Below are 25,999 nucleotides of genomic sequence, written 5' to 3'. Positions count from 1 at the left end.
TTATTCTAGATAATCGAAGAGACTAGAAAGATTGCAAGCTACAGCAATTCTTGTTCCAGTCTCTTCAAACAGTTCGTTTATTTTGTGACTTTAATTGAAAATTGTGCAGTCACTACCGGTAAAACTTTGCTTGTTACTTTGATTTGATAATTTCCTGCAGCAGTCGTTGCTTCTGTCCTAATCAGACCGTTTTCATCTACACTTACTGTATTGCCAGCATCTGGTGTAACCAACTCATACGTTACTTGCGAGCTCCAAGCATCCGTTTCTGTGTGCGGCGCTTGACCAATCACTTTAGATTGAATTTGATAATTTTCGCCTGATTTTATAGTGGCTGTTTCTGTAGCAAATTGAATTCTTTCAGGAATCGCATGAGTTTGCACGACTTGGAAAATTTTTCGTTCATCAGGATTCGCAATTCCTATTTTTTCTTCTACTGCAGCAGGGAACTGGTAAGTACCTGGCGGGCTACTTGGCGAATAATTACTAACATCGTCATCCCAAGAAATAACCTTCAATTTCGTTTCGCTACCATCATCTAATTTTGCAATTACTTCAGTTGGCAAATTCAGTTCGCCTCGCGAGGTGCCTGTTAATCGATCCAGCGTAGGCAATTCCTTGAATCCAACAATATGTTTAGCGGTGACTTTTACATTGGCAATAATTGGCATTGAGACACCTGCTGCTCGTCCTACAACAGTGAATGTTCCTTCTTTTTGATAAGAAGATGCTGGAACTTCTGACCAATTGACAGTCACTTCTCGTTGTGAACCATCCGAATAAAAAATAGTTGTTTTTTCTGGTAGATTAGGGGCTTGACCCGCTTCTGTCGTGACCTCAATCGACTCATGTTTGACTTCGAAAACATTCGATAAAACAATTTTAGGAGCTAAACTATCCTCTGTTAGCTGTTGACCAGTTGGCAAGGTCAATTTGCCTGCTAAAAAGTCTTGATAGGCCTTTTGTGCGCCTTCTTTTGAAAAAGCATCAAACCCAGCATTATCAGAATCATAACCAGGCAAACGACTGTCTGTAATCGCTAATAAGAAACTTAACTTGGCTGGAATTTTCTCACCACTTTGAATTAGCTTCCGTAGATAGTTACTAATATCAATAGAGATTGTATTTTGATTATTCATAATTGAGCTATTTGTAAAAGATTGTCGAGCAATAAATTCTTCATTTGGTACATTTAAATTATTTGGACCATTGTTCCAAGTAATGGTGTTACTCATCCAATTAGTATCTGTTCCATAAACATCTACTTGGAACTGCGTATTTTTCAAACGTTCATCATTTGTATTTCCAGCACCATTCCACGCATCATAACGCATCACATTTAGTTCTAAATTGGCACTTTTTAGTGATTGATAGTTCTTCAATTCTTGTGTATCAATTTCAACGTAAATCCGGCGATTATACCCCGCAGAACTAGCATTTTTTAATTTTAATGCGTAATTACCCGTATAGTTTACTCCATAAGGATATTTATAGGCGTCTCCTGAACTAATGGCAGCAGTACCGCCTGCTATATCAGAGTATGCTCGGTTACCATCACTCTTTTGAACATAGGCAGTTTGAGCTATTTTTAGTTTAACGGTGTCTTTTCCTTCACCAAGTTCACCCTCAAAAGAGACCTTGGCTGTTACTTTGACAGCATCTATCGGTAAGCCGATAACTGTTGCTGCAACTTCAACTGTGCCTGCTGTATTAATTTTTTCTTGAGGGATTGCTTCCCATTGTAACTTAAATTCTTTTTTGCCTGTCGCAACCACTTCTTCATTAACGACTTCTTCGTACGTTAATTCAGCTTGCTCTGGCAAATTAGGATACACACCTGTTGCCGAACTAATTTCTAACACTTGATTTTGATAACGAATACTTTTTTCAATTGTGGATGCTTGTTGTGCACCAATATCTAAAACTTTATTTTTCAAGCTATTTCCAAAGAAGTCTTCGGCCGCACTGTTCACTTCCGACAAGCCTTTACCAATCGCTGGAGAGGTTTCTTTTAATTGGAACATTTGTGCTCGCTGACGTAAGCGTTCTTTGGAAGTAAATTCAACCACATTATCTTTTGTTGGTTTCAATGTCGTAAATTCTTGCTCTGCCAACTCTTTCACTTTTTCAGGGTTATCTGTGATTTCTAATTGTGGTTTTTCAAAAATGTTTCCACTTGATACTAATTTTTCAACAGTTGCACCACTTTTTTCTGTAGCAATTTCTTTTGGCCAAATAACATTATTTTTGAAATATTTTTCTGGATTATCGACCATTTTACGTTCAATTGGTTGTGTCCCATTTGTTGGATAATTAGATAAGAATTTTAATTGTCCGGTACCTTCTTTGTATAAAATATTATTGTAAAAATTGGCTACTGTACTACTGTTGTCAGAACTATTTCCTTCACCAAATAATGATGTTGAAATGCCGTCGCCAACATAAATCGTATTATTGTGGATAGTTGGCATTGCCGCTCCATCATTTTTTACCCAATAATGGAAAATGCTTTGTTCTTTATAATTGTAGCCACCAGCTCCGCCTGGATTGTCTTTACCTGTTCCTCGGTTACCACCGCCGTCATTAGCTGAGATATTGTAACGAATAACCGAATTTTTTTGATCAGACATAAGCAATAAAAAGCCGCCAGTATTATGATGTGAATAGTTATATTGATAAATAACATTGTTTGACTGCATGTCCACATCATAAGCTTCAGCATCGTTAAATCCATATTTGATTCCGTATACTTCGTTATATTGGAACAGTCCGTCATCTACAGACATTGCCCAAACGCCCGCGTAATTTTGTGTACCATAATCGGCATTGCACATTCGGACAGCAACATTTCCTTCGACGACACCGCCACTTTTGGCTTCTGACAAGACAATCCCGTCGCCAGCATTATCTTCTAAATAGTTATTACGAATCGTAATATTAGAAAACGTTTTGTAGAAAGTGTTGCCTCTTGAGGTATCTGAATCAGCTTTTGTTCGAATTCCTTCAAGTCCCACTCGTTGAATCACATTATTTTCAATCAAAATATCATTAAATCCAGTCGTTGTTCGATGATCATTAGCTGCCGTTACTACATTGCCATTCTCATCAAACCAACTTCCTAAAACAATAATTCCACCTACCGCTTTTAATCGTTTGGTTGCAGTATTCCCACTTAGATTTAAATAATATTCTGTTTGAACATCATGAACATAGTTATTCCTTATCGTGACACTATTGAACGTTCGATTTTGTTCATATCCTAGTACTAATATCCCCGCTCTTTGAGCATCTCCTGGTTTCTTATAGCCTTCGAGATTATCTAGCTCTGGTGTATTTGTCACTTCTAAATTTGAAATATCCCAATATTCTTGGTTCACTAACTGCACGGCCCCTGAGATTGCACGTTTGAAAGTCCCTGTGCTGTAGGTGCCACCACCGTTAATAATCGGACGCCGTGTTGTTTCAAAAATGGTTTCTCCTTTGTCATTCGTATCATAAAAATCAATGACAATCTTTTGTGCCGCTGTCCCATTCCCTTTTGGATGCAACAATTGGTTATTCCAGGTACTTTGCGCATTCAGCAGAACATGGTCGCCTGGCTGAAACTCCGTCTGATTCACTTTTTCAAAATCACGCCAAGCACTGGCTGGAGACTGCCCATCATTGGCATTATTTCCTCCTTCCCCATCCACATAGTAGGTCGTCCCACTTTGAGCGACACCTACTGAACGAAAAAGTAACGGTTGATCACTCACTGTTTCCCCATAAGCAGGAAGACTAAATAATTGAAGCTGGGAAAAAACAAGCAAAATAGAAAGGAAGATGGTTACACTTTTAAAATACGCTTTTTTTCTCATTTTCTGCTCCTTAACTGTTTTTATTTTGATAATTTTGAAAAAACTTTTCTCTGTCTTTCTCCAACAAGTCTACTTTGGTTGCTTGTTGATACGTAGCTAATTTCTCTTTGTAGCGTGTGTTGATATAGGCATTTTTGCCAAATTGTGGTGCTTCTTCAAACTGTAAAAGTTGCCCTCCTTCCTTATTAAAAATATAAAAGTATTGGTTTTCGTGGTATCCTTTCACCACGGTACCAACAGCTTTTTCACTAAGAATCTCCCCAACAGACAACGAATAAATATCCTCTTTTTGGATTTCTGCACTCTTCAATTGATACGATTCAATAACAAGATTAGGTAATTTATTTTGCCACTCCAATAACGTCTCCTCATAAGATAGATTCGGAGAGATTGCTTCGGCTATTTTTTCTAATTCTGCTTGCTTACCTGAAAAAGTTGGAATTTCAATTGCTTCAACAAAGTAATCGGTCTTTTTATATTTATCATCCAATTGCTCAAAGGCCTGCAATTCTTTTTGCGTTGGCTTTTCTTTCTCCATTAATTTCTCTTTTATTTGGTCCTGTAATTGTTGATCTTTTGCATCTAAAAATTGCCAGAGCGTTAAACTGCTCTTTTGGTCTTGCCATTCTTTTTTTTCTTGCCCAAATGTTTGTGAGTGGGCTATTTCTAACTCCGTTGCCAGCTGTTTAATCATTTTATGTTGTACTAAATCCTCCGTTGCAACCTTCAGTAGTTCCTGAGTGGGTGATTTTCCGTTATACGTTTTGCGCCAGAAATTTTTCCCAAACGAAGTTAAATTATTCTGATCAGAGAATTGCTTCGCTATACGATTCATATTTTTATCGCCATAAACAATTAATTCTTCGACTTGGATTGCTTCGTTATTAATCATACTTTGCTGGCTGGTAGTAAAAATAACGAGCACAAAAATAGCACCTATCAAAAAGCTACTTAAAATAATTATTTTTTTCTTCATTCGTTCGCTCCCTCCACTTTAATAAACAAGGCAAGAACAAAATAAGCAACCCCACCTTCATTCATTTTCCTGAAAATCGAGATTACTTATTATGTAAAAATTATTTATTCTTTTTTTGCTTTTCATGCAATTTCCCAGTATTTAAATAAATAATCCCTAGGAACAGGACAGGGGTTACAACAAACCCAAACTGTGGCTTCAAAAACATCATTGCAAACATTGAGAATAGTAAAAAAACATTTAGACAGCTGACATACCATTTCCGCAGTCCATAGTAAACAGAAATCCGAAACACATCTTTAAAAGAAGCTTGCGGGTTTCGTACTTGAAAATACCAAGCATTCAGCATAATAGCTAACCCAAAAATTAGCAGAAGGACCATCAATGGAATAAACCATTTACCAATCGTTGTTTTGGCAAAAAAGAATATATCTGTCACACTGATGATGCTACTTCCTAATCCAAGCAAGCTGATAAGAAAGCCTCTTAACCCAAACTGACGAAACTTTTGGAAAAAAGTTTTAAATGGATCCAGCTCCTTTTCTTCTTTAAAAGTATCGATTAAACCTAAAAGTGCAATCATCCCTGTCCCCATCGGCAACAACGTTACTACAAAAAGTGGGAGGTTTCGTGGATCAATGTCTAAGCTAATCACCGCTATGAAAAAAGGAATGTTCACTAAGAGAAGCCCTAGATTACCGATAAATAAAATGTAAAGCCAGCGAAAAATTTTCATATAGATATTATTATCAAAGGTTTGCTTAGTAAACATTCAAACTTCCTCCTAATTCTTCATTCCAGATGTAGCAATACCTTCAACAAAGTATTTTTGCATTGCTAAAAAGACAATCCCTACTGGTAAAATAGAAACCACTGATGCGGCCATGATTAAGGCATATTCAGCATCAAATAAACCGACGAACATTTTCAAACCTAACTGAATCGTTTTATTCTCAGTAGAAGATAAATAAATGAAAGGTCCCATATAGTCATTCCATGTATTCACAAAAGTAATAATCGTGAGACTAGCTAAAGCTGGTTTAGTTAATGGTAAAATAATTTTCCAATAAATTCCCCACTCACTTAACCCATCAATCCGCGCGCTTTCACATAGTGAATCTGGAATACTGCTGTAATATTGTTTCAGTAAAAAAACCCCAAATGCATTAAATGCTTGTAATAAAACAAGTGACCATAACGTGTCAGTCAAACCTAATTGACGCATCATAATAAATTGTGGAATCATATACGATTGCCAAGGAATAGCAATTGTTGCGATGTACGTAATAAAAAGTGTATCTCTTCCTCTAAAATTCATTTTTGAAAAGCCATATGCTGCAAAACTTGAAGTAAATAGTTGAATAATCGTAATCACAATACTTAAAAATAATGTATTTTTAAAGAAAGTTAACAACGGAATGCGTTCCCAAATAACGGAATAGTTTTCTGGATGCCAACTTTTAGGAATCCATTGAATTGGAATGGTGAAAACTTCATTGTTTGTTTTAAATGATGCTGAAACCATCCAAATGAAAGGCACCAAAGTAATTAACGCAAGTAAAGTTAAGAGAATGATTACAAGGATCCCACCAGGTGTGACTTTTTCTGCTTTTTTCGTTTTTGCTTTTCGAGTATTTTCTTTTTTTGAAAAAGTTGCTTCCATCTTTTCTCCTCCTAAACTTTCTCTTGATGTTGATTCCATTTAAATTGGGCCACAGTAATCGCTAGAACGATGATGAATAAGACCATCGCAATGGCTGATGCATAACCAAAATTAAATTTGACAAAGGCTTCATTGTAAATTTCGTAAACTAACACATTCGTTGCACGTCCTGGTCCACCACCAGTCATAACTTGAACTAAGTCAAACACTTTGAAACAGTTAATTACAAGCATGATAGTCACGAAAAAGGTCGTTGGTCGTAGTGAAGGTAAGGTAACATTTAAAAATTGATTCCATTTACCCGCGCCATCCATTGACGCTGCTTCATATAATTCTCTTGGCACACTTTGTAAACCAGCTAAATACAAAATCATATAATACCCCATAAAGCGCCACACACTAACGATGATAATTGCTGGTAAAGCCCAAGTAGAACTAGATGTCCAGCCAGGAGGATTTTCAATAAATAATTTCAAAAATTGATTAATTGGTCCCATCGTTGGATGAAATAGCATATTCCAAACGACCGCAATCGCAACTAATGACGTTACATAAGGAAAGAAAAAAGCCGTTCTAAAAAATTTCATCCCTCTAATTTTACGATTCAACAAAATCGCTAGTCCTAATGAGCAAATCAATGTTAACGGAACAACACCAATCGTATAGATAAACGTTTGTTTTAACGAAATCCAAAACGTATCATCATGAATCATTTTGGTGAAATTTTTCATTCCGACAAATTCAGGGGTTGAAAAAGAATCCCAACTCATAAAAGCTAAAATCAGTGAACAGATAACCGGGATTAAAGTGAAGAGGAAAAAGCCAATAAAGTTTGGTGCGATAAAAGATAACGCAGTCCACGTATTTTTTCGTCTCAATTTATTTGCTGTTTTTGTTTTTGAAGTAATTTCCATAATTGTATTCTGTTAAGTGAACTTAACAGGCCCTCCTTCCAAACTCAAGCTACATTCTTTATTTAAAAAAATAAGCTGAAATTCATTGTAGGTTACTCATTTCAGCTTATTTTTTTCATCAATCTTTTGTGTTTTTGCAGAAAATAATAATTAGTCTATCTCTGCTTTGACACGTTTTTCCATGTTAGCAATACCATCTTTTGGTTTTTCGTCGCCGACCATAATTAAATCATGTTCTTCTTGTAATACTTTATCAATTGCGGCACCGTTTTTATCAGATGGGAATTCTAAATTAATTGTATCTGGGTTAAAGGCTTTTTGTGAGACTTCGTCTGAAGGCATTCCTTTTCTTGCAAAGTAGATTTTATCAATTTCATCTGTTTTATAAGAAGGAACCACCCCTACTTCTGCTAAAAGTTTTGCACCTTCTTTACCTGAAGCAAAGTCTAAGAATTTTTGAGCAGCTTTTTGTTTTTTACTGTTTTTATTAATTGCAAAACTTGTCGGTGAGCCAAAGGTAGTTGCTTTGCCTTTTTCTTGTTGTGGTATTTCGGCAATCCCCCATTCGACATTTGTTTTGCCATCATCAATGTTTGTTAATAAAGTCCCCATGTACCAGCTACCCATGTACATCATCGCCGCTTTTGAATTTTCAAATTGTGATTGATACGTTACTTTTGTTGATTTTGCTGTTCCAAAATCCATTTGTGATTGATCTTTTTGCATTCTCAATGCGCGATCATAATAAGTTTCCATATAATTGTATTTTGGTTCAATCAAATTGGCATTGTTTTGAGCAGCAGCAATCGCTTGAACGGTTGAGCGCCAAGTATGTTGATAGGCACCATATACTTGTTCTTCTGGTTTAGATAATTTTTTCGCTAACGCTTCATATTCATCCCAAGTTAAGTTATCGGGATAGGCAATTCCGGCTTCATCAAACATTTTTTTATTGTAATACAATACCCAGAAATCTGTACGGTAAGGCTGAGCATAGGTTTTACCATCGATTTCATACATCTCGTAACTTGCTTTGGCAGGTTCGATATCTAAATCTTTAACGTGATCGGTTAAATCCACCAATTGATTGCGTAGCGCGTAATTAGAATATGAAAGTAAGTTTTTCATGGTTAAAATATCCGTCGTATCTCCTGATGAAAGCATCGTTGTTACTTTTGTGTCATAATCATCTGAAGCAATGTCCACCGGTTCAATAGTGATATCAGGATTTTCCGCTTCAAAAGCTCTGAATAATTTCTCAAATTCTGGGGTCGTGTCATAATTCCAAGTAGTTACTGTTAATTTTGTTTTGCCATCTTCACTCTTTTCAGTTGCTTTCTTTTCACTTGAACCACCACATGCTGTTAAAGTTACTGCCGCCACTGCTAACAGCGCTGCCGCTGTTAAGCCTTTTTTCCAAAATTTCATTTGTACTACCTCCGCTATTTATTATTTTTTAGGAGTTTTCCTCCATGAATTACCAAAAAGAATACCAGCTTTTCGCTAAACGAGTTAACGCTTCCAAATAAAAGTAGTCGCCCCAAATCATGCATTCATCGACTCCTGTATTTGTTTTTTTATCATAGACACCATGAAGCAATAGGCCGTTCGACTCTGGTTGTAAAACCGTTGTATACTTTTCCGCTAATGCTTGTAATAGTTCTAGCGCAACCTTTTCATAATAGCCATGTTTTTCATCATTTAATGGAAGCTGACGAGATAATTCTAGTAAGCCACATGCGGCAATTGCAGCAGATGAGCTATCACGTTCTTCTTCACTCCCTTCATTGAAAATTAAATCCCAGTAACAGATTTTGTCCTCTGGTAATTCTTGAATAAAGTAATCAGCAACATTTTTTGCTGTTTCCAGAAAACTACTATCTCCTGTATATAAATAACTTAACGTAAAGCCGTAAATTCCCCAGGCTTGGCCGCGAGCCCAACAAGAATCATCTGAGTATCCTTGCTGTGTCTTTCCGTACAAGGCTTCGCCTGTTTCCGTATCAAAATAATACGTATGGAACGTAGTGTGATTTTCTCGCACAATATATTTTTGTGTTTGTTTCGCATGATTGTAGGCAGCTTCATAATACTCTTGCTTGCCAGTCATTTTTGCTGCAAAGTATAATAATGGTAAGTTCATTAAACAATCAATAATCATTCTACCTCGTTGCTCTGGATCGTCTAAATTCCCCCAAGCTTGAATAATCTTGGCTTTTGGTGAATAACGTTTCATTAATAAGTCCGCAGCTTGCAAGGCCATTTCTTTTGAGGCCTCATGACCATTGACTTGATAATCAGCAATGGCTGTTAAAATATACAAAAAGCCTATATCATGTGTTTCCAGCTCAATTTGTTCATCCAAGCGATGTTGAAAAGAAGCCATCTGTGTGGCAATCACCTCATCGAACTCTGTTGAATTTGTTAATTCCTTTGCTAAAAATAACATTCCTGGCCAAAAGCTGGCCGTCCAGTCAATATTTTCTTCAGGATAATAAATTTGATTTAAACTTGCCGCGGGTGGAACTAATTCTTTAAATGTCTCTAAATTTCCTCTAACTTTGTTTAAAGCAAAACTGATTTGCTTCGGCAACCACTCAATCTGTCCATTTTCTGTCATTGTGTATTTCTCCCCCTAATTCCCCAAAATTACAACTTTTTCTTCAACTAAAAGCTGATTTTCTTTTAACCTAACTTTAACTGGCTCAATTTGTTCATTCGGTAGTACGCCTGTCACCAATGAAATTAAAAGATGTTTCCCTTTCGACAAGTTTGCTTTCAAATATGGCAACTCCGTTAACGGATAAAGTAAATTTGTATTCGGTTCTGTTCGAATAATCGCAGCTTCAGAAAAGCCGTTGATATTTTCTACTTTTGACACACCTTTTGCATTTTTTACCTCAGCCATTTGATCAGAAACACAAGTGACCTTTTCATCGAAGAGCGGGATTGAGAAGCCACCTTCATAAGCCACTAATGCACGTTGTGTCTCAATTTCGTGGATCCGTAAATGTTGGCCTTCTAATGGTACAATTGTCGTTTTGATTGCTACATCGGACCAAGGATGCCATTGATGAATGATACGATCATCAAGAATTTCGTACTGATCATCTAATCCTTTCGTGCGGAAATAGTGGTCGTCTTCAGCTAAAGCCAAGCAATTATCATAAGCACCTTCGTAATACCAATAATCACTCTTTATAGTACTGAAACCAAAATGGGAAGAATAAACAAATTTACTATATTTATCATGCGCATGAGCTTGATAATTAATAAATTGTCCCGCTGGAAACATTAAACCATGTGTCCCTGCATCATTTACTTGATAGTAGTTCCGACTTTCTGGTGAAGGTAAGTGTTTTTCTGGAAAGCTAATAGGCTGTGTTTCTGCTTGCCAATAAGGATGATCTTTTGGAACCGCTAACAAAATGAATGTTTTAAAGGCCCAATAAGGTGAACCAGGACCATTATAGCCTTCGGCAAAGACCATATTTTGATAATCATAACCTACCGACAATAATCCATCTGTTGTAAAAATATCTTTGTTCATCCATTGATGAAGATGTCGGCTGATTAGACCTTTAATCTCACCCCACGGCAATGCTTCAACATCTGCAAAAACTAAAGCACTAAAAAATGACACTTGAGCAAAACGATACGTTAAGCTACGTCCAAAGGGAATCGCTTCTCCTGGCTGAGTAAACCAATATTTAAACTCTTGCGCGAACAAAGTTGCTCGTTCCTTCATAATAGCCACTCTTGCGGTATCTTCCGGGGCAAAACGACAATACAATAAACTATAATAATGAATAGCGAAAGAAACATAATAATCAACTTGTGTCTCGACTCCGTCATAATACCAACCATTACCGACATAAAAACGATCAATTACAGCCAAATCAACAGCGATCTGTTCTTTTGAATACGGCATTTCACAATGTTTCATCGCTAAATTCAGCAACACTCTAAAGAAATGCCAATTATTTGGCGGAATAATGTTTTCATTGGCTTGTATCAGCCAACTGTGTAAATTGTTTTGCTGTTCTTTTGTTAATTGGTCCCACGTTTTTTCTTTGTTTAACAAAAGAAATGTACTTAATGCTGCCATCTCAACAATCAATTGATCATAATCTTTTGTTTTTCCCCAATAAGATGAACTCTCAGGATCGGTTCCTTCGATAATTCCCGTTAGAAAGTCATTCAAATACTCACTTTCATTTTGCGTTACATAAGGACCTAGTCCCCATAATGGTCGTAAAAATGCCTCCGCATCACGTGTCCCTTTAGAATAAACCGTTCCGTGTGTCCCTAAATCCAGATGACCTTGATACTCTCGATCAAAAAACAATTCCAGTGGCGCTAATAAATCTTCAAATCCTTCTGCAACTTCTTCGTATGTTTCAAAAGGATTCTGTCTAATTCGTGGCTGAATCATGATTCTCCTCACTTTCAATTAATGTCCCTTTCAAAAAGCCGTAATATTCTCCGTAAACTGTCACTTCGTCACCAATCTTCAATTTTTTCTTTTGCTCATTAAAAACTTGATATTTACTAGAACCACTTTTCAAAATAAAACGATCACCTTTTTTTATTAAACTGGAACGACTGTCACTCTCAACAATCTCCCCTTTCAAAGAAATATATTCATTTAAACGAACGTCACCATTTTGTAATTCTGTTTCTGAATAAGACTGTGCCGTTTCCTTTAGATTTTGAAGAGATTCTTCATCAAATTCTTTTTCACCGGATTTACAACCTGTTAAAGCAAGTAAAATTAGTAAAAAAAATGAAAATCTTTTCACTAAACCACCTTCTCCATCGAATTAAAGCGCTTTCTTTGACTTTATAGTATATTTTTTTAGTCAAAAAATCAATAGTTTTTGCTAAAAAAAAGTAAAAAAAGCTTTTTCTTGCTTTTTTTTACTAAAAAGAAATATACTATATGCTATAATAGTACTTGAGAAGGAGGCATTTAGAATGGCAACTATCACAGATATCGCAAAAGTCGCGAATGTTTCAATTTCAACTGTATCGCGAGTTCTGAACTATGATCCAAACTTATCCGTTACAGAGGAAACCAAGCGAAAAATTTTTGAAGCAGCAGAAACCCTGAATTATACGAAATATAAAACTAAAAATAAAAACAAACAGCAGGAGCAACTGACACCTAACCTTTCCGTACAAACAGCTCCGCAAGAGCCTTCGATTGCCGTCGTTCAGTGGCGTTCAGATGACGAAGAACTAACGGATATTTACTATATGTCGATTCGTTTAGGCGCTGAAAAGCGGGCCGAAGAGTTAGGTTACAATATTCTAAAAGTTTCTCAATTGGAACAACATAACCTTCAAGGGATTGATGGCATTTTGGCAATTGGCAAATTCACTCAAAAGACGTTACAAGAGTTGCAGCAACTGCATCCCAATCTTTGTGTAATTGGCAGTAATTTCCCATTGGAAGAATTTGATTCTGTAAATACTGATTTTTATCAAGCAACCGAGATTGCCTTAACCCATCTTTTGGAATTGGGCCACGAAAAAATTGCCTTTATTGGTGCCGAAGAAAGCGAAAATATGTATGGTTTCCGTCGCTATAAAACACCGACAACCAACGCTTATCTTGACATTATGCAGCATTATCACTTGTTTAACGAAGATTATTTTATCTTAAAAGAAAATGGCATGTTGGATGTCAAAACGGGGGAACAATTGACAGAAGAAGCGTTAGAAAAATGGGGAAATGATTTACCTACTGCGATTCTTGCTTATAATGACGCCTTTGCAATCGGTGTGATACATACGTTAGCCGCACACGGTATAAAGGTTCCTGAAGAAATTAGTGTCATGGGGATCAATGATATCTCTATTTCTCAATATGTCTCACCGCCGCTATCCTCTGTCCATGCCTTTACTGAAGAAATGGGCGAGACAGGCATTAATTTATTGCACAAACGAATTCAAATGCCTAGCATTCCTCGTAGAGTCCTGTTAAACACAGAATTGGTTGTCCGCCAATCGACAACTAGCCCACGCCAGAAATAAAAAATAAGGACCGCTCCTATAAAGGAACCGTCCTTATTTTTTATTTGTTTTGACCAAATAATTCAATTTGTGTTAATGCTGGAAATGGTGATGGTTCATCTGCTTGAATTAACTCTGTTAGTATCACCCACTCCGCTGCCCGTTTCGCAAAGGTAAAGCTCTGGCGTTGCTCAGTCTTAACAGTTTTAAAAACTTCATGTGTACCGTCGGAAAATTTTAAAGTCACTTGTTGCCAATAATTATCATGGGGAAAGTCCGCTCGTAATGTTAAGATCACTTTATCCAACAAGACTTCACGCCCAAATTCAATTTTTAATGCGGCATCTAACTGCTGATTAATCCCCCATGATTGATAAGGATACGGCCCATGATAAAGATTAGCGAAGGTACCATCAATCGCATTACAAGCAAAAAAAGTGGCATCATTTCGCGTTTCCACGTTGGCAGATGCATGAGGATACGCACCAGTAAAATGTTGTAAATCATGTGGATTTAACGCCCAATTACGATAACTCTTAATTTCTTCTTTAGTGGCAATACGCACACTTATATAAGGTTTCTTGGTTTCAAAACGATACGCTGCTCGCGCTTCGATAGCGTTTTCATTTTTTATGATTGGAAACGTCCATTTTTGTTCTGGAACATAAATCAAACTGCTGTCAAGCGTAGCATCTAACTTCACCATTAAATAAGTATTGGGCGTATCTAAACAAACTTGAATCACATCGCCGTCTTGTAATTGACAATCCCGAGCAGCTAAACAAACAAAATCTTTTCCTGTAATAGTTAACTCTTTCAAAGAATCTGAATCATCTATCTTAGCTTTTCTAACTTCTTGTTCTTGATTTAAAATCGATAATGAAATACACGTCATATGCTTCCCTCCTAGTTTTACCTTTATTATATATTATTTTAGTAAATTAATATATTTTTTACTAAAATAACGACTAATTAAAGCATAAATGTTTAGATCAAAAAAATAAAAAGGCTTTTCTTAAAAGTCTTCTTTTGTTCAAACTGATTATCTTTAAGATTTAAAAAGTGGGACATAAGTTGAGCCGACCCCCAAAAGTTAGATTTCTAGGTCTAACTTTTTGGAGTCGGCTCAAGTCGAAATGACTAATGTCCCACTTTCAATAAAAAAAGAATAAATTTATGATTTTTTCTGATCATCTTCATCCATTTTCAGAACCGCCATAAAGGCTTCTTGAGGAACTTCCACGGATCCAATTTGTTTCATCCGTTTCTTCCCTTCTTTTTGTTTCTCTAACAATTTACGTTTACGAGAAACATCGCCACCATAGCATTTAGCCAGTACGTTTTTGCGTAAGGCTTTAATATCTGAACGAGCCACAATTTTTTGACCAATCGCCGCTTGAACTGGGACTTCAAACTGTTGACGTGGAATTAGTTTTTTCAGTTTCTCAACAATCGCTTTACCACGCTCAAATGCGAAATCTCGGTGAACAATAAAGCTTAAAGCATCCACTTTTTCAGCATTTAATAGAATATCCATTTTCACTAGGCGGCTGGTACGATAGCCAGCCATTTCGTAATCTAAGGATGCATAGCCTTTTGTACTTGATTTCAATTTATCGAAAAAGTCAAACACGATTTCAGATAACGGAATTTCATAAACTACGTTTACACGATAATCGTCTAAGTAATCCATTGTAATGAATTCGCCACGTTTACGTTGTGATAATTCCATTACTGCTCCTACATAATCGTTTGGCACCATGATTTGCGCTTTAACATAAGGTTCTTCCACAGATTCAATCGTTACTGGTTCTGGAAATTCAGCTGGGTTGTCAACAACAACGGTTGTTCCGTCAGTTTTATTAACGTGATAGATTACAGACGGTGCTGTTGTAATTAACTCTAAATTAAATTCTCGTTCCAAACGTTCCTGAACAACATCCATGTGCAGCAAACCTAAGAAACCACAACGGAAACCAAACCCTAAAGCTTGCGATGTTTCCGGTTCAAATTGTAACGCCGCATCATTTAATTGTAATTTTTCTAATGCTTCCCGTAAATCGTTGTAGCGCGACGTATCAATTGGATATAAACCACAATAAACCATTGGATTCATTTTGCGGTAGCCTGGTAGTGCTTCTGCTGCTGGATTGTCGGCCAAAGTCACTGTATCCCCGACCCGTGTATCTTGAACCGTTTTAATGCTAGCGGTGATATAGCCCACATCACCAACCATTAAATAATCACGAGCAATTGGTTTCGGTGAAAAAACGCCGACTTCTGTTACATCAAACGTTTTACCGTTACTCATCATTTGGATTTTATCCCCAGGACGAACGACACCGTCAATTACACGGATGTTTAAAACGACCCCCCGATAACTATCGTAAATAGAGTCAAAAATCAAAGCCTTTAAAGGAGCCTCAATATCGCCTGATGGAGCTGGTACATACTCCACCACTTGTTCTAAAATATCTTCAATCCCAATCCCTGCTTTTGCACTTGCTAAAACAGCTTCCGATGCATCAATTCCAATTACGTCTTCAATCTCTGTCCGAACACGCTCTGGATCAGCGGCGGGTAAATCAATTTTATTAATAACAGGTAAAATTTCTAAGTCATTATCCAATGCCAAATAGACATTTGCTAGCGTTTGCGCTTCAATTCCTTGCGCCGCATCAACAACTAGAACAGCCCCTTCACAAGCTGCCAAGCTACGAGAAACTTCGTAGGTGAAATCGACGTGCCCTGGTGTGTCAATCAAATGGAAAGTATAGGTTTCACCATCTTTGGCTGTATAGTTTAATTCAATTGCGTTTAATTTGATAGTAATGCCGCGTTCTCTCTCTAAATCCATTGAATCAAGTAATTGATCTTGCATTTCTCGACTGCTAACTGTATTTGTTTTTTCCAAAATCCGGTCGGCTAAAGTTGACTTCCCATGGTCAATGTGGGCAATGATCGAGAAATTACGAATTTTCTCTTGTCTTGCTTTCATTTCTTTATTGTTCATTTTTTGCCTCATTTCTTTTAAGAAAAGCTAGCTCCCTGCTAGCTTCATTAATCAATTGTTATATTTTAGTTGCCTTTTTTATCAAATTATCATGTTTAAAGGTCTAGGATAATCAGCACTTTTCATTATACCAATTTTTGAAGAAGATTTAAAGCACTTCCCTTTTATTCTTTTGGTTTCGAAAGGCTAACAGAGTTTCGAAAAATTTGGTATACTAAAAACAGTAAATTTATTGGAGATGGAAAAATGGATGAACAAGAATTTCGAAAGCAACTGACCTTAAAGCCTGTTGAGGAAGAACACATTGATCAATTTAATGAACTTCTTTCCTATGTTTTTCAAGTGACTGAAGCAGATATTGAAGAAAGTGGTTTTGAAAACAAACGCGCATTTATCAAATCAAAACAACCGATTTTAGAACTTTCAAAAGTATTTGGCTGGTTTCACGAAAATCAATTAATTTCACAAATTGCTATCTATCCATGCGAAGTCAATATCCATGGCGCTTTATATAAAATGGGCGGCGTTACTGGTGTCGGTACCTATCCTGAATATGCCAACCACGGTTTAATGAAAGACTTGATTCAAACGGCATTAGAAGAAATGCGCCAAGATAAACAGTGGATTTCTTATCTTTTCCCTTACAACATCCCTTATTACCGACGTAAAGGTTGGGAAATTATGTCCGACAAGTTATCTTTTAAAATTCGGGATACGCAATTACCAAAAACCGTTCCTGTTCCAGGAATGATTGAACGGTTAGCTGTCGATCACCCAGATGTCTTTGATGTCTATGCGCGATTCGCTCGTCAAAATCACGGCGCACTCATTCGTAGTGCCTTCAACTGGGAAGAATATTGGCGTTTCGAAAACGAGGAAGAACGGACTGCTGCTGTCTATTATGGTGCCAATCAAGAACCTTTAGGAGTACTTTTCTATTGGGTGGCCGATGAGGTATTTCATATTAAGGAAATGTTTTACTTGAACCAAGAAGCCCGAAATGGCTTGTGGAATTTTATTACTGCGCATTTTTCGATGGTTTATTGGGTCAAGGGCGATATCTATAAAAACGAACCATTAGCCTTTCTTTTAGAAGACAGCCAAATTAAAGAAAGCATTGAGCCCTATTATATGGCGCGAATTGTTGATGTCAAAGCCTTTTTAGAAAACTTTCCTTTTGAAAGTACAGCTAAGCCCTTCCATTTTGTCGTTAAAGATCCTGTCGCTGAGTGGAATAATGGTATTTTTGGCTTAATTTGGGATGAAAATGATCAAGTGACCATTACGGATGAACCTCTAGGCACCGCCGTTCACTTAGATATTCAAACACTAACTTGTTTAGTCATGAATTACCGACGCCCTTCGTACTTACATCGAATTGAACGTATTGATACAGATAAAGAAACTTTAAATTCTTTGGAACGGATTTTTCCTGACCAAGAAGCTTATTTCAGTGATTATTTCTAAACCCTTGGATTGGAGACAGACAAATGACAAAAATTTATTTTGCAGGACCTTTATTTTCGCAAGCTGACTTACGTTATAATGCCTATTTAGTCGAACAAATTCGACAATTGGATAAAACAATCGATCTTTATTTACCACAAGAAAATGCGGCGATTAACGACAAATCTGCTTATGCCGATAGCAAAATGATTGCCTTAGCAGATACAGAAAACGTCCTTGCTAGCGACTTATTGGTTGCTTTATTAGACGGACCAACCATTGATGCGGGCGTAGCTTCAGAAATTGGTGTTGCTTATGCCAAAGGAATCCCGGTGGTTGCCCTTTACACAGACAGCCGCCAACAAGGTGCTGATAATCACCAAAAGCTTGATGCTTTGAACGAAATCGCTGAAAATCAATTCCATTATTTAAACCTTTACACAGTTGGTTTGATTAAATTGAATGGTCGGGTTGTTTCTTCAGAAGAGGATTTGTTGGAAGAAATTAAGCAACGATTGTCATAATAAAAAAAGAACGAGCGAATTCGCTCGTTCTTTTTTACACTTCTTCTATCGGTTCATTTTCAAAAACTAATTGATTGTCTAATAGACTAATCGTGACTTTTGTTTTTGGCATTACTCGTCCAGAAACAATTTCTTTTGCTAATGGTGTTTCGACTTCGCGAGTAATGAAACGTTTTAACGGACGAGCTCCATAAGCTGGCTCATACCCATTTTCAGCAATCCATGTTTTAGCTTCATCAGTGATTTCCAACACAATTTCTTGTTGCTCTAAACGATGAGCAAGTTGTGCGGTCATTTTACCAATGATTCCTTTCACATTATCCAAGCTTAATGGTGTAAATAAAATGGTATCATCAATTCTGTTTAAGAACTCTGGTTTAAAGTGTCCTTTTAGAATATTCATGACTTGATTTTCAACTTCTTCTGGAATTGTTCCTTCAGGTGTCACACCTTCCAATAAAAGCTGAGAGCCGATGTTACTTGTCATAATTAAAACTGTATTTTTAAAATCAACGACCCGACCTTTAGAATCTGTCAAACGACCATCATCTAAAACTTGTAATAAGATATTAAAGACATCTGGGTGCGCTTTTTCAATTTCGTCTAATAAGACAATTGTATAAGGGTTTCGACGAACAGCTTCCGTTAACTGGCCACCTTCTTCATAACCAACATAGCCTGGAGGGGCACCAACCAAACGAGACACGGCATGTTTTTCCATGTATTCACTCATGTCAATCCGTACCATATGATCTTCAGAATCAAACAAATCTTCAGCTAAAGCTTTAGCAAGTTCTGTTTTACCAACACCAGTTGGTCCTAGGAAAAGGAACGAACCGAGTGGGCGATTTGGATCTTGTAAGCCTGCTCTTGAACGAATCACCGCATCACTAACAGCATCGACGGCTTCATCTTGACCAATCACACGTTTGTGTAATGTTTCATTCAGTTTCATTAATTTTTCTCGTTCGCCTTCAACTAATTTTGTCACAGGAATGCCAGTTAAACGACCGACCACTTGCGCAATTTCGTTTTCAGTAACCGATTCTTGTACCATTTTGACGTTATCTTTAGCGTTCTTTTCTTCCAATTCTTTCAATTCATGTTCTAATTGCGGAATTGTTCCATGACGCAAAACAGCAGCTCGTTCTAAATCATAATTATTTTCAGCATCTTCTAATTCGTGTTTTGCTTTATCAATCTCTGCACGTTTATTGGAAACCGCATTAACTTCTTCTTTTTCCGTTTCCCATTGCATTTTCATTGAGTTGGCTTCTTCACGCAAATCTGCTAATTCTTCTTGCAAGTTGGCTAACCGTTTTTTACTTGCATCATCTGATTCTTTTTTCAAGGCCGCTTCTTCAATTTCTAGTTGCATTAACCGACGTGTTACTTGATCGAGCTCTGTTGGCATCGAATTCATTTCCACTCGAATCGTTGCGCTTGCTTCATCGACTAAGTCAATCGCTTTATCTGGTAAGAAACGATCAGTAATATAGCGATCGGATAAAGTAGCGGCAGCAACTAAAGCATTGTCATGAATATTCACGCCGTGGTGAATTTCAAATCGTTCTTTTAAGCCACGCAAAATAGAAATTGTATCTTCTACTGTTGGTTCTTTGACTAATACTTTTTGGAAACGACGTTCTAAGGCTTTATCTTTTTCCATATATTGGCGATATTCATCAAGCGTTGTGGCACCGATTAAATGCAATTCACCACGTGCTAGCATCGGTTTTAATAAATTTCCGGCGTCCATACTGCCTTCTGTTTTACCAGCTCCGACGATATTATGAATTTCATCAATGAATAAAATGATTTTGCCATCACTTTTTTTCACTTCTTTTAAAACAGCTTTTAACCGTTCTTCAAATTCGCCACGGAATTTTGCTCCCGCAATTAAGGCGCCCATATCTAAAGAAAAAATGGTTTTATCTTTTAAGTTTTCGGGAACATCTTTACGAACGATTCGTTGTGCTAATCCTTCAACAATCGCTGTTTTACCAACACCTGGTTCACCAATTAAGACTGGATTATTTTTAGTTTTTCTTGATAAAATCCGAATAACGTCACGAATTTCTTCGTCACGACCAATGATTGGATCTTGTTTTCCTGCTTTTACTTGTTGTACTAAGTCAACACCGTATTTTTCTAGTGCTTTATATTGTTCTTCCTGGTTTTGAGAAGTCACACGATCTCCTCCTCTCATCTCTTCAATATTTTTTCTTAACTCTTTTTCCGTAATGCCTTGTTGCATTAAATATTTTGTTAAACGATAATTTTTCAATTTCATTAAAGCTAAAAGTACAATTTCGGTTGATAAAAATTCATCTTGGAATTCTTCTCGAAGTGAATCAGCTTCTTGCAATAAATGGAACAAATTTTGACTTAAATTTTGACCATATTGCACATTACCGCCTGCCACACTTGGATATTCATCTAACGCGTTATCTACTTCTCGTTCAAATGCGTCAACATCTAAACCAGCATCTGTGTAAAAATTACGTCCAAAATGGTTTGGTTGAAGAAAAATTTTCCATAAATGTGCGATATCAATTTCTTGATGTTGACGTGTCACCGCAACTTTTTGAGCTTCAGCAATCGCCTCTTGTAGCGTGGTTGTCATTTTTTCAATATTCATAAACGATCCCTCCCGTTTATTGTTTTGTCTTTTTTATTTTAACATTCTTTACAATTATTATTATCCGACTTTTGATGGATTTCTTCAAAAGTTAAGGTATTCGTAAACCTTATAGATTTATTATACCTCATTGGTCAGTAAAGGTCAATGAATAAATTGACCTTTTTTGACCTTTTTGATAAAAAAAACCTAAAACAACTAAATATCACTGTTTTAGGGCTTTTTTCGCAATCACAACTAGTTTGACCAACTCTTTATTGCTTTGATTTATTAAAAATAAAGTTTTAACGTAAGATACTTTTTATCGGCATAGCTAACCAAAATAGCCAAACTGGTTATCGCTAAAAATAATTCGTACTCATAACCACTAAAACCACTTGCCAAACCAAAAGAAAAAATAGCTCCGACTAAAACTGCTATGAATCCTACTGATACCAAAGGAATTAAAAAGCCAATAATCATAAATAATCCACCAATTAATTCAATTGCTGCTACACCATAAACAAAAAGACTTGGCAAACCAATACTAGCAAAAAACGCTAAAGTATCTTCCAATGACGTTACTTTCATCACTCCATGAATTAGCATCGTCACCCCTAGCCAAATTCTAATCACTTGAATGCCTCGCTGTTGTTTATCCATACTTCTCCTCCTTTGTTTGCATTAAATAGTTAATGTAACTATTTAAGTTACATTATAAAGGATAAATCGAAAAAAGTATAGAAAAAAACAAACGTATTTAACAATGAGCCGACCCCCAAAAGTTAGACCTAGAAATCTAACTTTTGGAGGTTTTTTTGTATGGCAAAATACAGTTTTGAATTTAAACTTAAACTTGTTCATGACTACTTATCTGGTCAAGGAGGTCTAAGGTTTCTCGCAAAGAAGTATGGGTTTAAAGATAGTTCTCAAATAAGCAAATGGATAAATGCCTATAAAGAACTTGGTGAAGAAGGCCTACTTCGCAGTCGAAAAAATAAGAATTACTCTGTTCAATTTAAGCTAGATGCGATAGAGTTATATTTAACAACAGAGTTGTCCTATCAAGAAGTAGCTAATCTTCTAAAAATTCGCAATCCATCATTGATTGCGAATTGGCTTAGAACGTATCAGAAGTTTGGTATAGAGGGACTCTCTAAACAGAAAGGACGTCCACCTACCATGTCTAAAAAGAAACGAAATGAACCCCAACCACTACCAAGTGAACGATCTCAAGTAGAGAAACTAGAAAAAGAAAATAGAATGTTAAAAATTGAGAATGCCTATTTAAAAGAATTGAGGAGACTGCGTTTAGAGGACGAACAAAAAATGAACGAATCGCACGAATCATTCACAGTCTCCGAAGACACTTTCGATTAAAAGATATTTTGGAAACCCTAAGGTTTCCAAAATCTACTTACATGTACTGGCAAAAACGCCTCGACAGAACAGCTTCAACACAAATCATTGAAGAAGAAATTCAAGCGATTCGTAAAAAACATCAACATTATGGCTATAGAAGGATAACCCAAGAATTGAAACGACGTGGATTTCAAGTGAATAAAAAGAAAGTCCAGCGATTAATACAAAAGTTAAAGTTACAAGTCAAAGCTTTTACTAAGAAATCCAGAAAATATAATTCCTATAAAGGAATCGTTGGTAAAATCGCTAAAAATTTGATTCGTCGCCGATTTAAAACCTCTGTTCCTCATCAAAAAATTACAACTGATACAACTGAATTTAAGTACTTTGAAGCAGATAACGCAGGCATCTTTCGTCAGAAAAAACTATACTTAGATCCATTTATGGATATGTATAATAGTGAAATTCTAAGCTATAGCCTTTCTACTCAACCAAATGGTAAAACAGTTATGGAAGGTCTGAAAGAAGCAATTTCTCAAACAAATGATTGTCCCTATCGGCGCACCTTTCACTCTGATCAAGGCTGGGCTTATCAAATGAATGTCTATATACAAACATTAAAGGACAACAATATCTTTCAAAGTATGTCTCGAAAAGGAACCTGTTTAGATAATTCTCCTATGGAGAATTTCTTCAGTATCCTAAAACAAGAAGTGTATTATGGAAAAATCTATCAAAGTCAAATGAATTGATAGAAGCAATTGAGAACTACATTTATTATTACAATCATCACCGAATCAAGGAAAAACTTAACTGGAAAAGCCCAGTAGAATTTCGACAATTCAATCAAAAAACTGCATAAAAATAGAGTGGAAAAATCCACTCTATAAAAAGTCTAACTTTTTGGGGTCGCTACAACAATACGTTTGTTTTTTAATCCTTCAGTTTATAACATTATAAGAGAAAAGCGAGAAGAATCATCCTCCTTCTCGCTTTCTTGTTACCCTAAACCAACACGTTCAAAAATCGTGTCAACATTTTTTAAATGATAATGGTAATCAAAGGCATCATCTAGCTCTTCTTTTGATAAGACAGATGTAATTTTTTCATCCGCATCTAGCAACGGACGGAACGCCGTTTGATGATCCCATGCGTAAGCTGTTTTTGGTTGGACCAGATCATACGCTTCTTCACGTGTCATGCCATGATCAATCAATTTTAACAAGACACGTTGGCTGTAAATTAGACCATAGGTCGCATCCATGTTACGTTTCATATTTTCTGGGAAGACCGTTAAGTTTTTGACAATATTACCAAAACGATTCAACATGTAATTTAGTAAAATCGTCGTATCTGGAATAATAATCCGTTCAGCAGACGAGTGAGAAATATCTCGTTCATGCCATAAACTCACATTTTCAAAGGCAGTAATGACATGACCACGAATCACACGTGCCAAACCAGTCATATTTTCAGAACCAATTGGATTCCGTTTATGCGGCATTGCCGAAGATCCTTTTTGTCCTTTTGCAAAAAATTCTTCTACTTCACGTGTTTCTGATTTTTGTAGACCACGAATTTCTGTTGCAAATTTTTCAATACTTGTCGCAATTAATGCCATGGCAGAAACATATTCTGCATGTAAATCACGTGGTAAAACTTGTGTCGAAATCTCTTGAGCACGGATCCCCAAATGTTCGCAAACATATTCTTCAACAAATGGTGAAATATTGGCAAAGGTACCTACGGCTCCACTGATTTTACCCGCTTCGACACCTTTGGCTGCATGTTCAAAACGTTCAATGTTGCGTTTCATTTCAGAATACCACAACGCTAATTTCAAACCAAATGTAGTCGGTTCTGCATGAACGCCATGCGTTCTTCCCATCATGACCGTATGTTTATACTCTTTGGCTTTGGCTCCGACAATCTCCGTAAATGTTTGTAAATCTTTCCGTAAAATATCATTCGCCTGTTTCAATAGATAACCATAGGCAGTATCCACAACATCTGTGCTGGTTAACCCATAGTGTACCCATTTTCGCTCTTCACCAAGCGTTTCTGAAACCGCACGAGTAAAAGCGACAACATCATGACGTGTTTCTGCTTCAATTTCTAAAATACGTGCAACATCAAATGATGCATTTTCTCGGATTTTTTGTACATCTTCTTTAGGAATTTCGCCAAGTTCTGCCCAAGCTTCATCCGCCAAAATTTCAACTTCTAGCCATGCCTTGTAGCGGTTCTTATCTGTCCAAATTGCGCCCATTTCGGGTCTTGTATAACGATCAATCATTGTGCCTTATCCCCTCTTTACTCCTCAATTTTTGAAAAATAATTACGACCAAATCTTTGTTTCTTTAATTTCTTCCAGTGTTTCATCGATTTCTTTGGTTAATATAGTAATATGCCCCATCGCTCGTTGCGCTTTTGCTTCACTGTGGCCATAATAGTGGAAATGCCAATCTGGATGTTCATTAATAATGTCCATCGTTTCATAGGCTTCATTTCCAAGCACATTGACCGTGACTGCTTCAGACAACAGTTGAATCGTTGGCATTGGCCAATTACATAAACCACGAATATGCGTATCATATTGGCTAAAAGAACAAGCATCTATTGAAAAATTCCCAGCATCTTCTGGACGAGGTAAAATTTTATTTACATAAATCCCGCCTGTTTCTGTATAAAACATTTCAATTGAAAGGGTGCCGACTAAACCAACTGCTTTAGCAATCACCTTAGCAATTCGTTGCAACTCACCACTGACTTCGTCATCAATTCGGGCTGGTGCAATCGTTTCATGTAGCTTACGCTCTTTTTTAATTGTTTCCACAACTGGAAATGTCGCAAATTCGCCACGACCATTACCAGAAATCAGAACAGATAATTCTTTTTCGTAAGGAATCCAAGCTTCCAAGACACAGGTTCCTTCTCTCAGAAGATTCATGGATGGCGCTAAGTCTGAAGTACTATGTAGTACATAACGACCTTCCCCTCGCGTATTCTTCAAGATACACGGATAACCAATGCCATCAATTGCTTCTTGAATATCAGTCGGACTAACAATCGTTGCATAAGGTGCAATCACAATATTATTATCTTCCAAGAAACTTTTTTCCATTAAGCGATCTTGCGTAATCGCTAAAATGTCTGTTCCTTGCGGTATATTCGCCAAATGTTGAATCGCTGTTAACGCATCAACATCTGCATGTTCAAATTCATACGTAATCACTTGGGCACGTTTTGCCAATTTCTCTAACGCTTCAGGATCATTATATGCTCCTAATAATTGCCAATCGGCAACTTGTGCAGCAGGACAATCAATTTGTGGATCTAGCACACCCACTCGAAACCCCATTTCTCTTGCACTAAGGGCCATCATTTTTGCTAAATGTCCGCCACCAATGATACCAATCACTTGACCAGGTAATAGTGGTTTATCCAAGTTCATCACAACTTTCCATCACAGTTTTATCCTTAAAATCCTTCTGCGGTTTCTCGTCGCAGTCTAGCCTTTAAGAGTGCTCTTTTTACATGATACAAGGAAAAAGGCTCAACTTCAAGTGCCAGCAGTGTTTCCATTAGGTTTTCTCATCAGAATTT

At 36.8% G+C, this 25,999-nt stretch carries 18 protein-coding genes and 1 pseudogene; 4 read left to right on the top strand and 15 right to left on the bottom strand.

The window, feature by feature from the left end; all coding sequences use genetic code 11:
• Nucleotides 1–77 precede the first annotated feature (77 nt).
• The 9 genes from IGL80_RS05145 to IGL80_RS05105 all read right to left on the bottom strand — a co-directional run bounded on the left by IGL80_RS05145 (nucleotide 78) and on the right by IGL80_RS05105 (nucleotide 12,212).
• Complete coding sequence (locus tag IGL80_RS05145; protein ID WP_430598544.1) at nucleotides 78–3,857, bottom strand: Ig-like domain-containing protein; 3,780 nt, start codon at nucleotides 3,855–3,857, stop codon at nucleotides 78–80.
• 10 nt (nucleotides 3,858–3,867) lie between these two features.
• Nucleotides 3,868–4,833: a hypothetical protein gene (locus IGL80_RS05140; protein ID WP_002359871.1), complete on the bottom strand. Its 966-nt coding sequence runs from the start codon at nucleotides 4,831–4,833 to the stop codon at nucleotides 3,868–3,870.
• A 100-nt stretch (nucleotides 4,834–4,933) separates the two neighbouring features.
• Nucleotides 4,934–5,605, bottom strand: a complete 672-nt coding sequence (locus IGL80_RS05135; protein WP_002383583.1) for a hypothetical protein — start codon at nucleotides 5,603–5,605, stop codon at nucleotides 4,934–4,936.
• 12 nt (nucleotides 5,606–5,617) lie between these two features.
• The gene (locus tag IGL80_RS05130; RefSeq protein ID WP_002383582.1) at nucleotides 5,618–6,535 is read right to left on the bottom strand and encodes a carbohydrate ABC transporter permease; all 918 of its coding nucleotides are present in this window, start codon (nucleotides 6,533–6,535) and stop codon (nucleotides 5,618–5,620) included.
• The gene (locus IGL80_RS05125) at nucleotides 6,508–7,410 is read right to left on the bottom strand and encodes a carbohydrate ABC transporter permease (protein ID WP_002356840.1); all 903 of its coding nucleotides are present in this window, start codon (nucleotides 7,408–7,410) and stop codon (nucleotides 6,508–6,510) included. The genes IGL80_RS05130 and IGL80_RS05125 overlap by 28 nt, the downstream gene beginning before the upstream one ends.
• Nucleotides 7,411–7,560: 150 nt before the next feature.
• A complete protein-coding gene (locus IGL80_RS05120) occupies nucleotides 7,561–8,838 on the bottom strand; it encodes an ABC transporter substrate-binding protein (protein ID WP_002359868.1) in 1,278 nt (425 codons plus the stop codon).
• 49 nt (nucleotides 8,839–8,887) lie between these two features.
• Entirely contained in the window at nucleotides 8,888–10,030 is a 1,143-nt protein-coding gene (locus tag IGL80_RS05115) for a glycoside hydrolase family 88 protein (protein ID WP_002359867.1), read from the bottom strand.
• 15 nt (nucleotides 10,031–10,045) lie between these two features.
• Complete coding sequence (locus IGL80_RS05110; RefSeq protein ID WP_002359866.1) at nucleotides 10,046–11,845, bottom strand: DUF2264 domain-containing protein; 1,800 nt, start codon at nucleotides 11,843–11,845, stop codon at nucleotides 10,046–10,048.
• The gene (locus IGL80_RS05105) at nucleotides 11,826–12,212 is read right to left on the bottom strand and encodes a membrane lipoprotein lipid attachment site-containing protein (RefSeq protein WP_002359865.1); all 387 of its coding nucleotides are present in this window, start codon (nucleotides 12,210–12,212) and stop codon (nucleotides 11,826–11,828) included. Before IGL80_RS05105 ends, IGL80_RS05110 begins: the two co-directional genes overlap by 20 nt.
• 175 nt (nucleotides 12,213–12,387) lie before the next feature.
• Between IGL80_RS05105 and IGL80_RS05100 the strand changes: the two genes are divergently transcribed.
• On the top strand, nucleotides 12,388–13,449 hold the full coding sequence (locus tag IGL80_RS05100) for a LacI family DNA-binding transcriptional regulator (protein WP_002356832.1): 1,062 nt from the start codon (nucleotides 12,388–12,390) through the stop codon (nucleotides 13,447–13,449).
• 40 nt (nucleotides 13,450–13,489) lie between these two features.
• On the opposite strand, the gene IGL80_RS05095 is transcribed toward IGL80_RS05100, so the two are convergent.
• Together IGL80_RS05095 and lepA are read right to left on the bottom strand one after the other, a co-directional pair.
• Nucleotides 13,490–14,323: a hypothetical protein gene (locus IGL80_RS05095; RefSeq protein WP_002369000.1), complete on the bottom strand. Its 834-nt coding sequence runs from the start codon at nucleotides 14,321–14,323 to the stop codon at nucleotides 13,490–13,492.
• 279 nt (nucleotides 14,324–14,602) lie between these two features.
• Entirely contained in the window at nucleotides 14,603–16,441 is a 1,839-nt protein-coding gene (lepA, locus tag IGL80_RS05090) for a translation elongation factor 4 (protein WP_002362887.1), read from the bottom strand.
• A 246-nt stretch (nucleotides 16,442–16,687) separates the two neighbouring features.
• Here lepA and IGL80_RS05085 point away from each other — a divergent pair, with 246 nt between their 5' ends.
• Both IGL80_RS05085 and IGL80_RS05080 read left to right on the top strand, forming a co-directional pair.
• Nucleotides 16,688–17,908: a GNAT family N-acetyltransferase gene (locus tag IGL80_RS05085; RefSeq protein ID WP_002356813.1), complete on the top strand. Its 1,221-nt coding sequence runs from the start codon at nucleotides 16,688–16,690 to the stop codon at nucleotides 17,906–17,908.
• A gap of 23 nt (nucleotides 17,909–17,931) precedes the next feature.
• Nucleotides 17,932–18,411, top strand: a complete 480-nt coding sequence (locus tag IGL80_RS05080; protein ID WP_002359788.1) for a nucleoside 2-deoxyribosyltransferase — start codon at nucleotides 17,932–17,934, stop codon at nucleotides 18,409–18,411.
• Nucleotides 18,412–18,445: 34 nt separating this feature from the next.
• Here the strand turns inward: IGL80_RS05080 and clpB are convergent, their stop codons facing one another.
• Complete coding sequence (gene clpB / locus IGL80_RS05075; protein ID WP_002356811.1) at nucleotides 18,446–21,052, bottom strand: ATP-dependent chaperone ClpB; 2,607 nt, start codon at nucleotides 21,050–21,052, stop codon at nucleotides 18,446–18,448.
• A gap of 270 nt (nucleotides 21,053–21,322) precedes the next feature.
• Entirely contained in the window at nucleotides 21,323–21,694 is a 372-nt protein-coding gene (locus IGL80_RS05070; protein ID WP_002359784.1) for a DoxX family protein, read from the bottom strand.
• Between the two features lie 159 nt (nucleotides 21,695–21,853).
• On the opposite strand from IGL80_RS05070, the pseudogene IGL80_RS05065 reads away from it, so the two are divergent.
• Nucleotides 21,854–23,255, top strand: a pseudogene (locus tag IGL80_RS05065) (IS3 family transposase).
• Between the two features lie 138 nt (nucleotides 23,256–23,393).
• On the opposite strand, the gene purB reads toward IGL80_RS05065, so the two are convergent.
• Both purB and purK read right to left on the bottom strand, forming a co-directional pair.
• Complete coding sequence (purB, locus tag IGL80_RS05060) at nucleotides 23,394–24,689, bottom strand: adenylosuccinate lyase (protein WP_002359782.1); 1,296 nt, start codon at nucleotides 24,687–24,689, stop codon at nucleotides 23,394–23,396.
• A gap of 42 nt (nucleotides 24,690–24,731) precedes the next feature.
• On the bottom strand, nucleotides 24,732–25,847 hold the full coding sequence (gene purK, locus IGL80_RS05055; protein ID WP_002382795.1) for a 5-(carboxyamino)imidazole ribonucleotide synthase: 1,116 nt from the start codon (nucleotides 25,845–25,847) through the stop codon (nucleotides 24,732–24,734).
• Nucleotides 25,848–25,999: the final 152 nt, after the last annotated feature.

This window comes from Enterococcus sp. DIV2467a (genome assembly GCF_050532945.1).
In the GTDB taxonomy this organism is placed as follows: domain Bacteria; phylum Bacillota; class Bacilli; order Lactobacillales; family Enterococcaceae; genus Enterococcus; species Enterococcus faecalis.
This window is presented reverse-complemented; position numbering and strand designations above follow the sequence as displayed.

Bases quoted from the DNA above. Each gene is read 5' to 3' on its own strand.
- IGL80_RS05080 (WP_002359788.1), top strand. From the start codon at position 17,932: ATGACAAAAATTTATTTTGCAGGACCTTTATTTTCGCAAGCTGACTTA.
- IGL80_RS05095 (WP_002369000.1), bottom strand. From the start codon at position 14,323: ATGACGTGTATTTCATTATCGATTTTAAATCAAGAACAAGAAGTTAGA.
- IGL80_RS05145 (WP_430598544.1), bottom strand. From the start codon at position 3,857: ATGAGAAAAAAAGCGTATTTTAAAAGTGTAACCATCTTCCTTTCTATT.
- lepA (WP_002362887.1), bottom strand. From the start codon at position 16,441: ATGAACAATAAAGAAATGAAAGCAAGACAAGAGAAAATTCGTAATTTC.
- purK (WP_002382795.1), bottom strand. From the start codon at position 25,847: ATGAACTTGGATAAACCACTATTACCTGGTCAAGTGATTGGTATCATT.
- IGL80_RS05125 (WP_002356840.1), bottom strand. From the start codon at position 7,410: ATGGAAATTACTTCAAAAACAAAAACAGCAAATAAATTGAGACGAAAA.
- IGL80_RS05115 (WP_002359867.1), bottom strand. From the start codon at position 10,030: ATGACAGAAAATGGACAGATTGAGTGGTTGCCGAAGCAAATCAGTTTT.
- IGL80_RS05135 (WP_002383583.1), bottom strand. From the start codon at position 5,605: ATGTTTACTAAGCAAACCTTTGATAATAATATCTATATGAAAATTTTT.
- IGL80_RS05085 (WP_002356813.1), top strand. From the start codon at position 16,688: ATGGATGAACAAGAATTTCGAAAGCAACTGACCTTAAAGCCTGTTGAG.
- purB (WP_002359782.1), bottom strand. From the start codon at position 24,689: ATGATTGATCGTTATACAAGACCCGAAATGGGCGCAATTTGGACAGAT.
- IGL80_RS05140 (WP_002359871.1), bottom strand. From the start codon at position 4,833: ATGAAGAAAAAAATAATTATTTTAAGTAGCTTTTTGATAGGTGCTATT.
- IGL80_RS05070 (WP_002359784.1), bottom strand. From the start codon at position 21,694: ATGGATAAACAACAGCGAGGCATTCAAGTGATTAGAATTTGGCTAGGG.
- clpB (WP_002356811.1), bottom strand. From the start codon at position 21,052: ATGAATATTGAAAAAATGACAACCACGCTACAAGAGGCGATTGCTGAA.
- IGL80_RS05110 (WP_002359866.1), bottom strand. From the start codon at position 11,845: ATGATTCAGCCACGAATTAGACAGAATCCTTTTGAAACATACGAAGAA.
- IGL80_RS05130 (WP_002383582.1), bottom strand. From the start codon at position 6,535: ATGGAATCAACATCAAGAGAAAGTTTAGGAGGAGAAAAGATGGAAGCA.
- IGL80_RS05120 (WP_002359868.1), bottom strand. From the start codon at position 8,838: ATGAAATTTTGGAAAAAAGGCTTAACAGCGGCAGCGCTGTTAGCAGTG.
- IGL80_RS05100 (WP_002356832.1), top strand. From the start codon at position 12,388: ATGGCAACTATCACAGATATCGCAAAAGTCGCGAATGTTTCAATTTCA.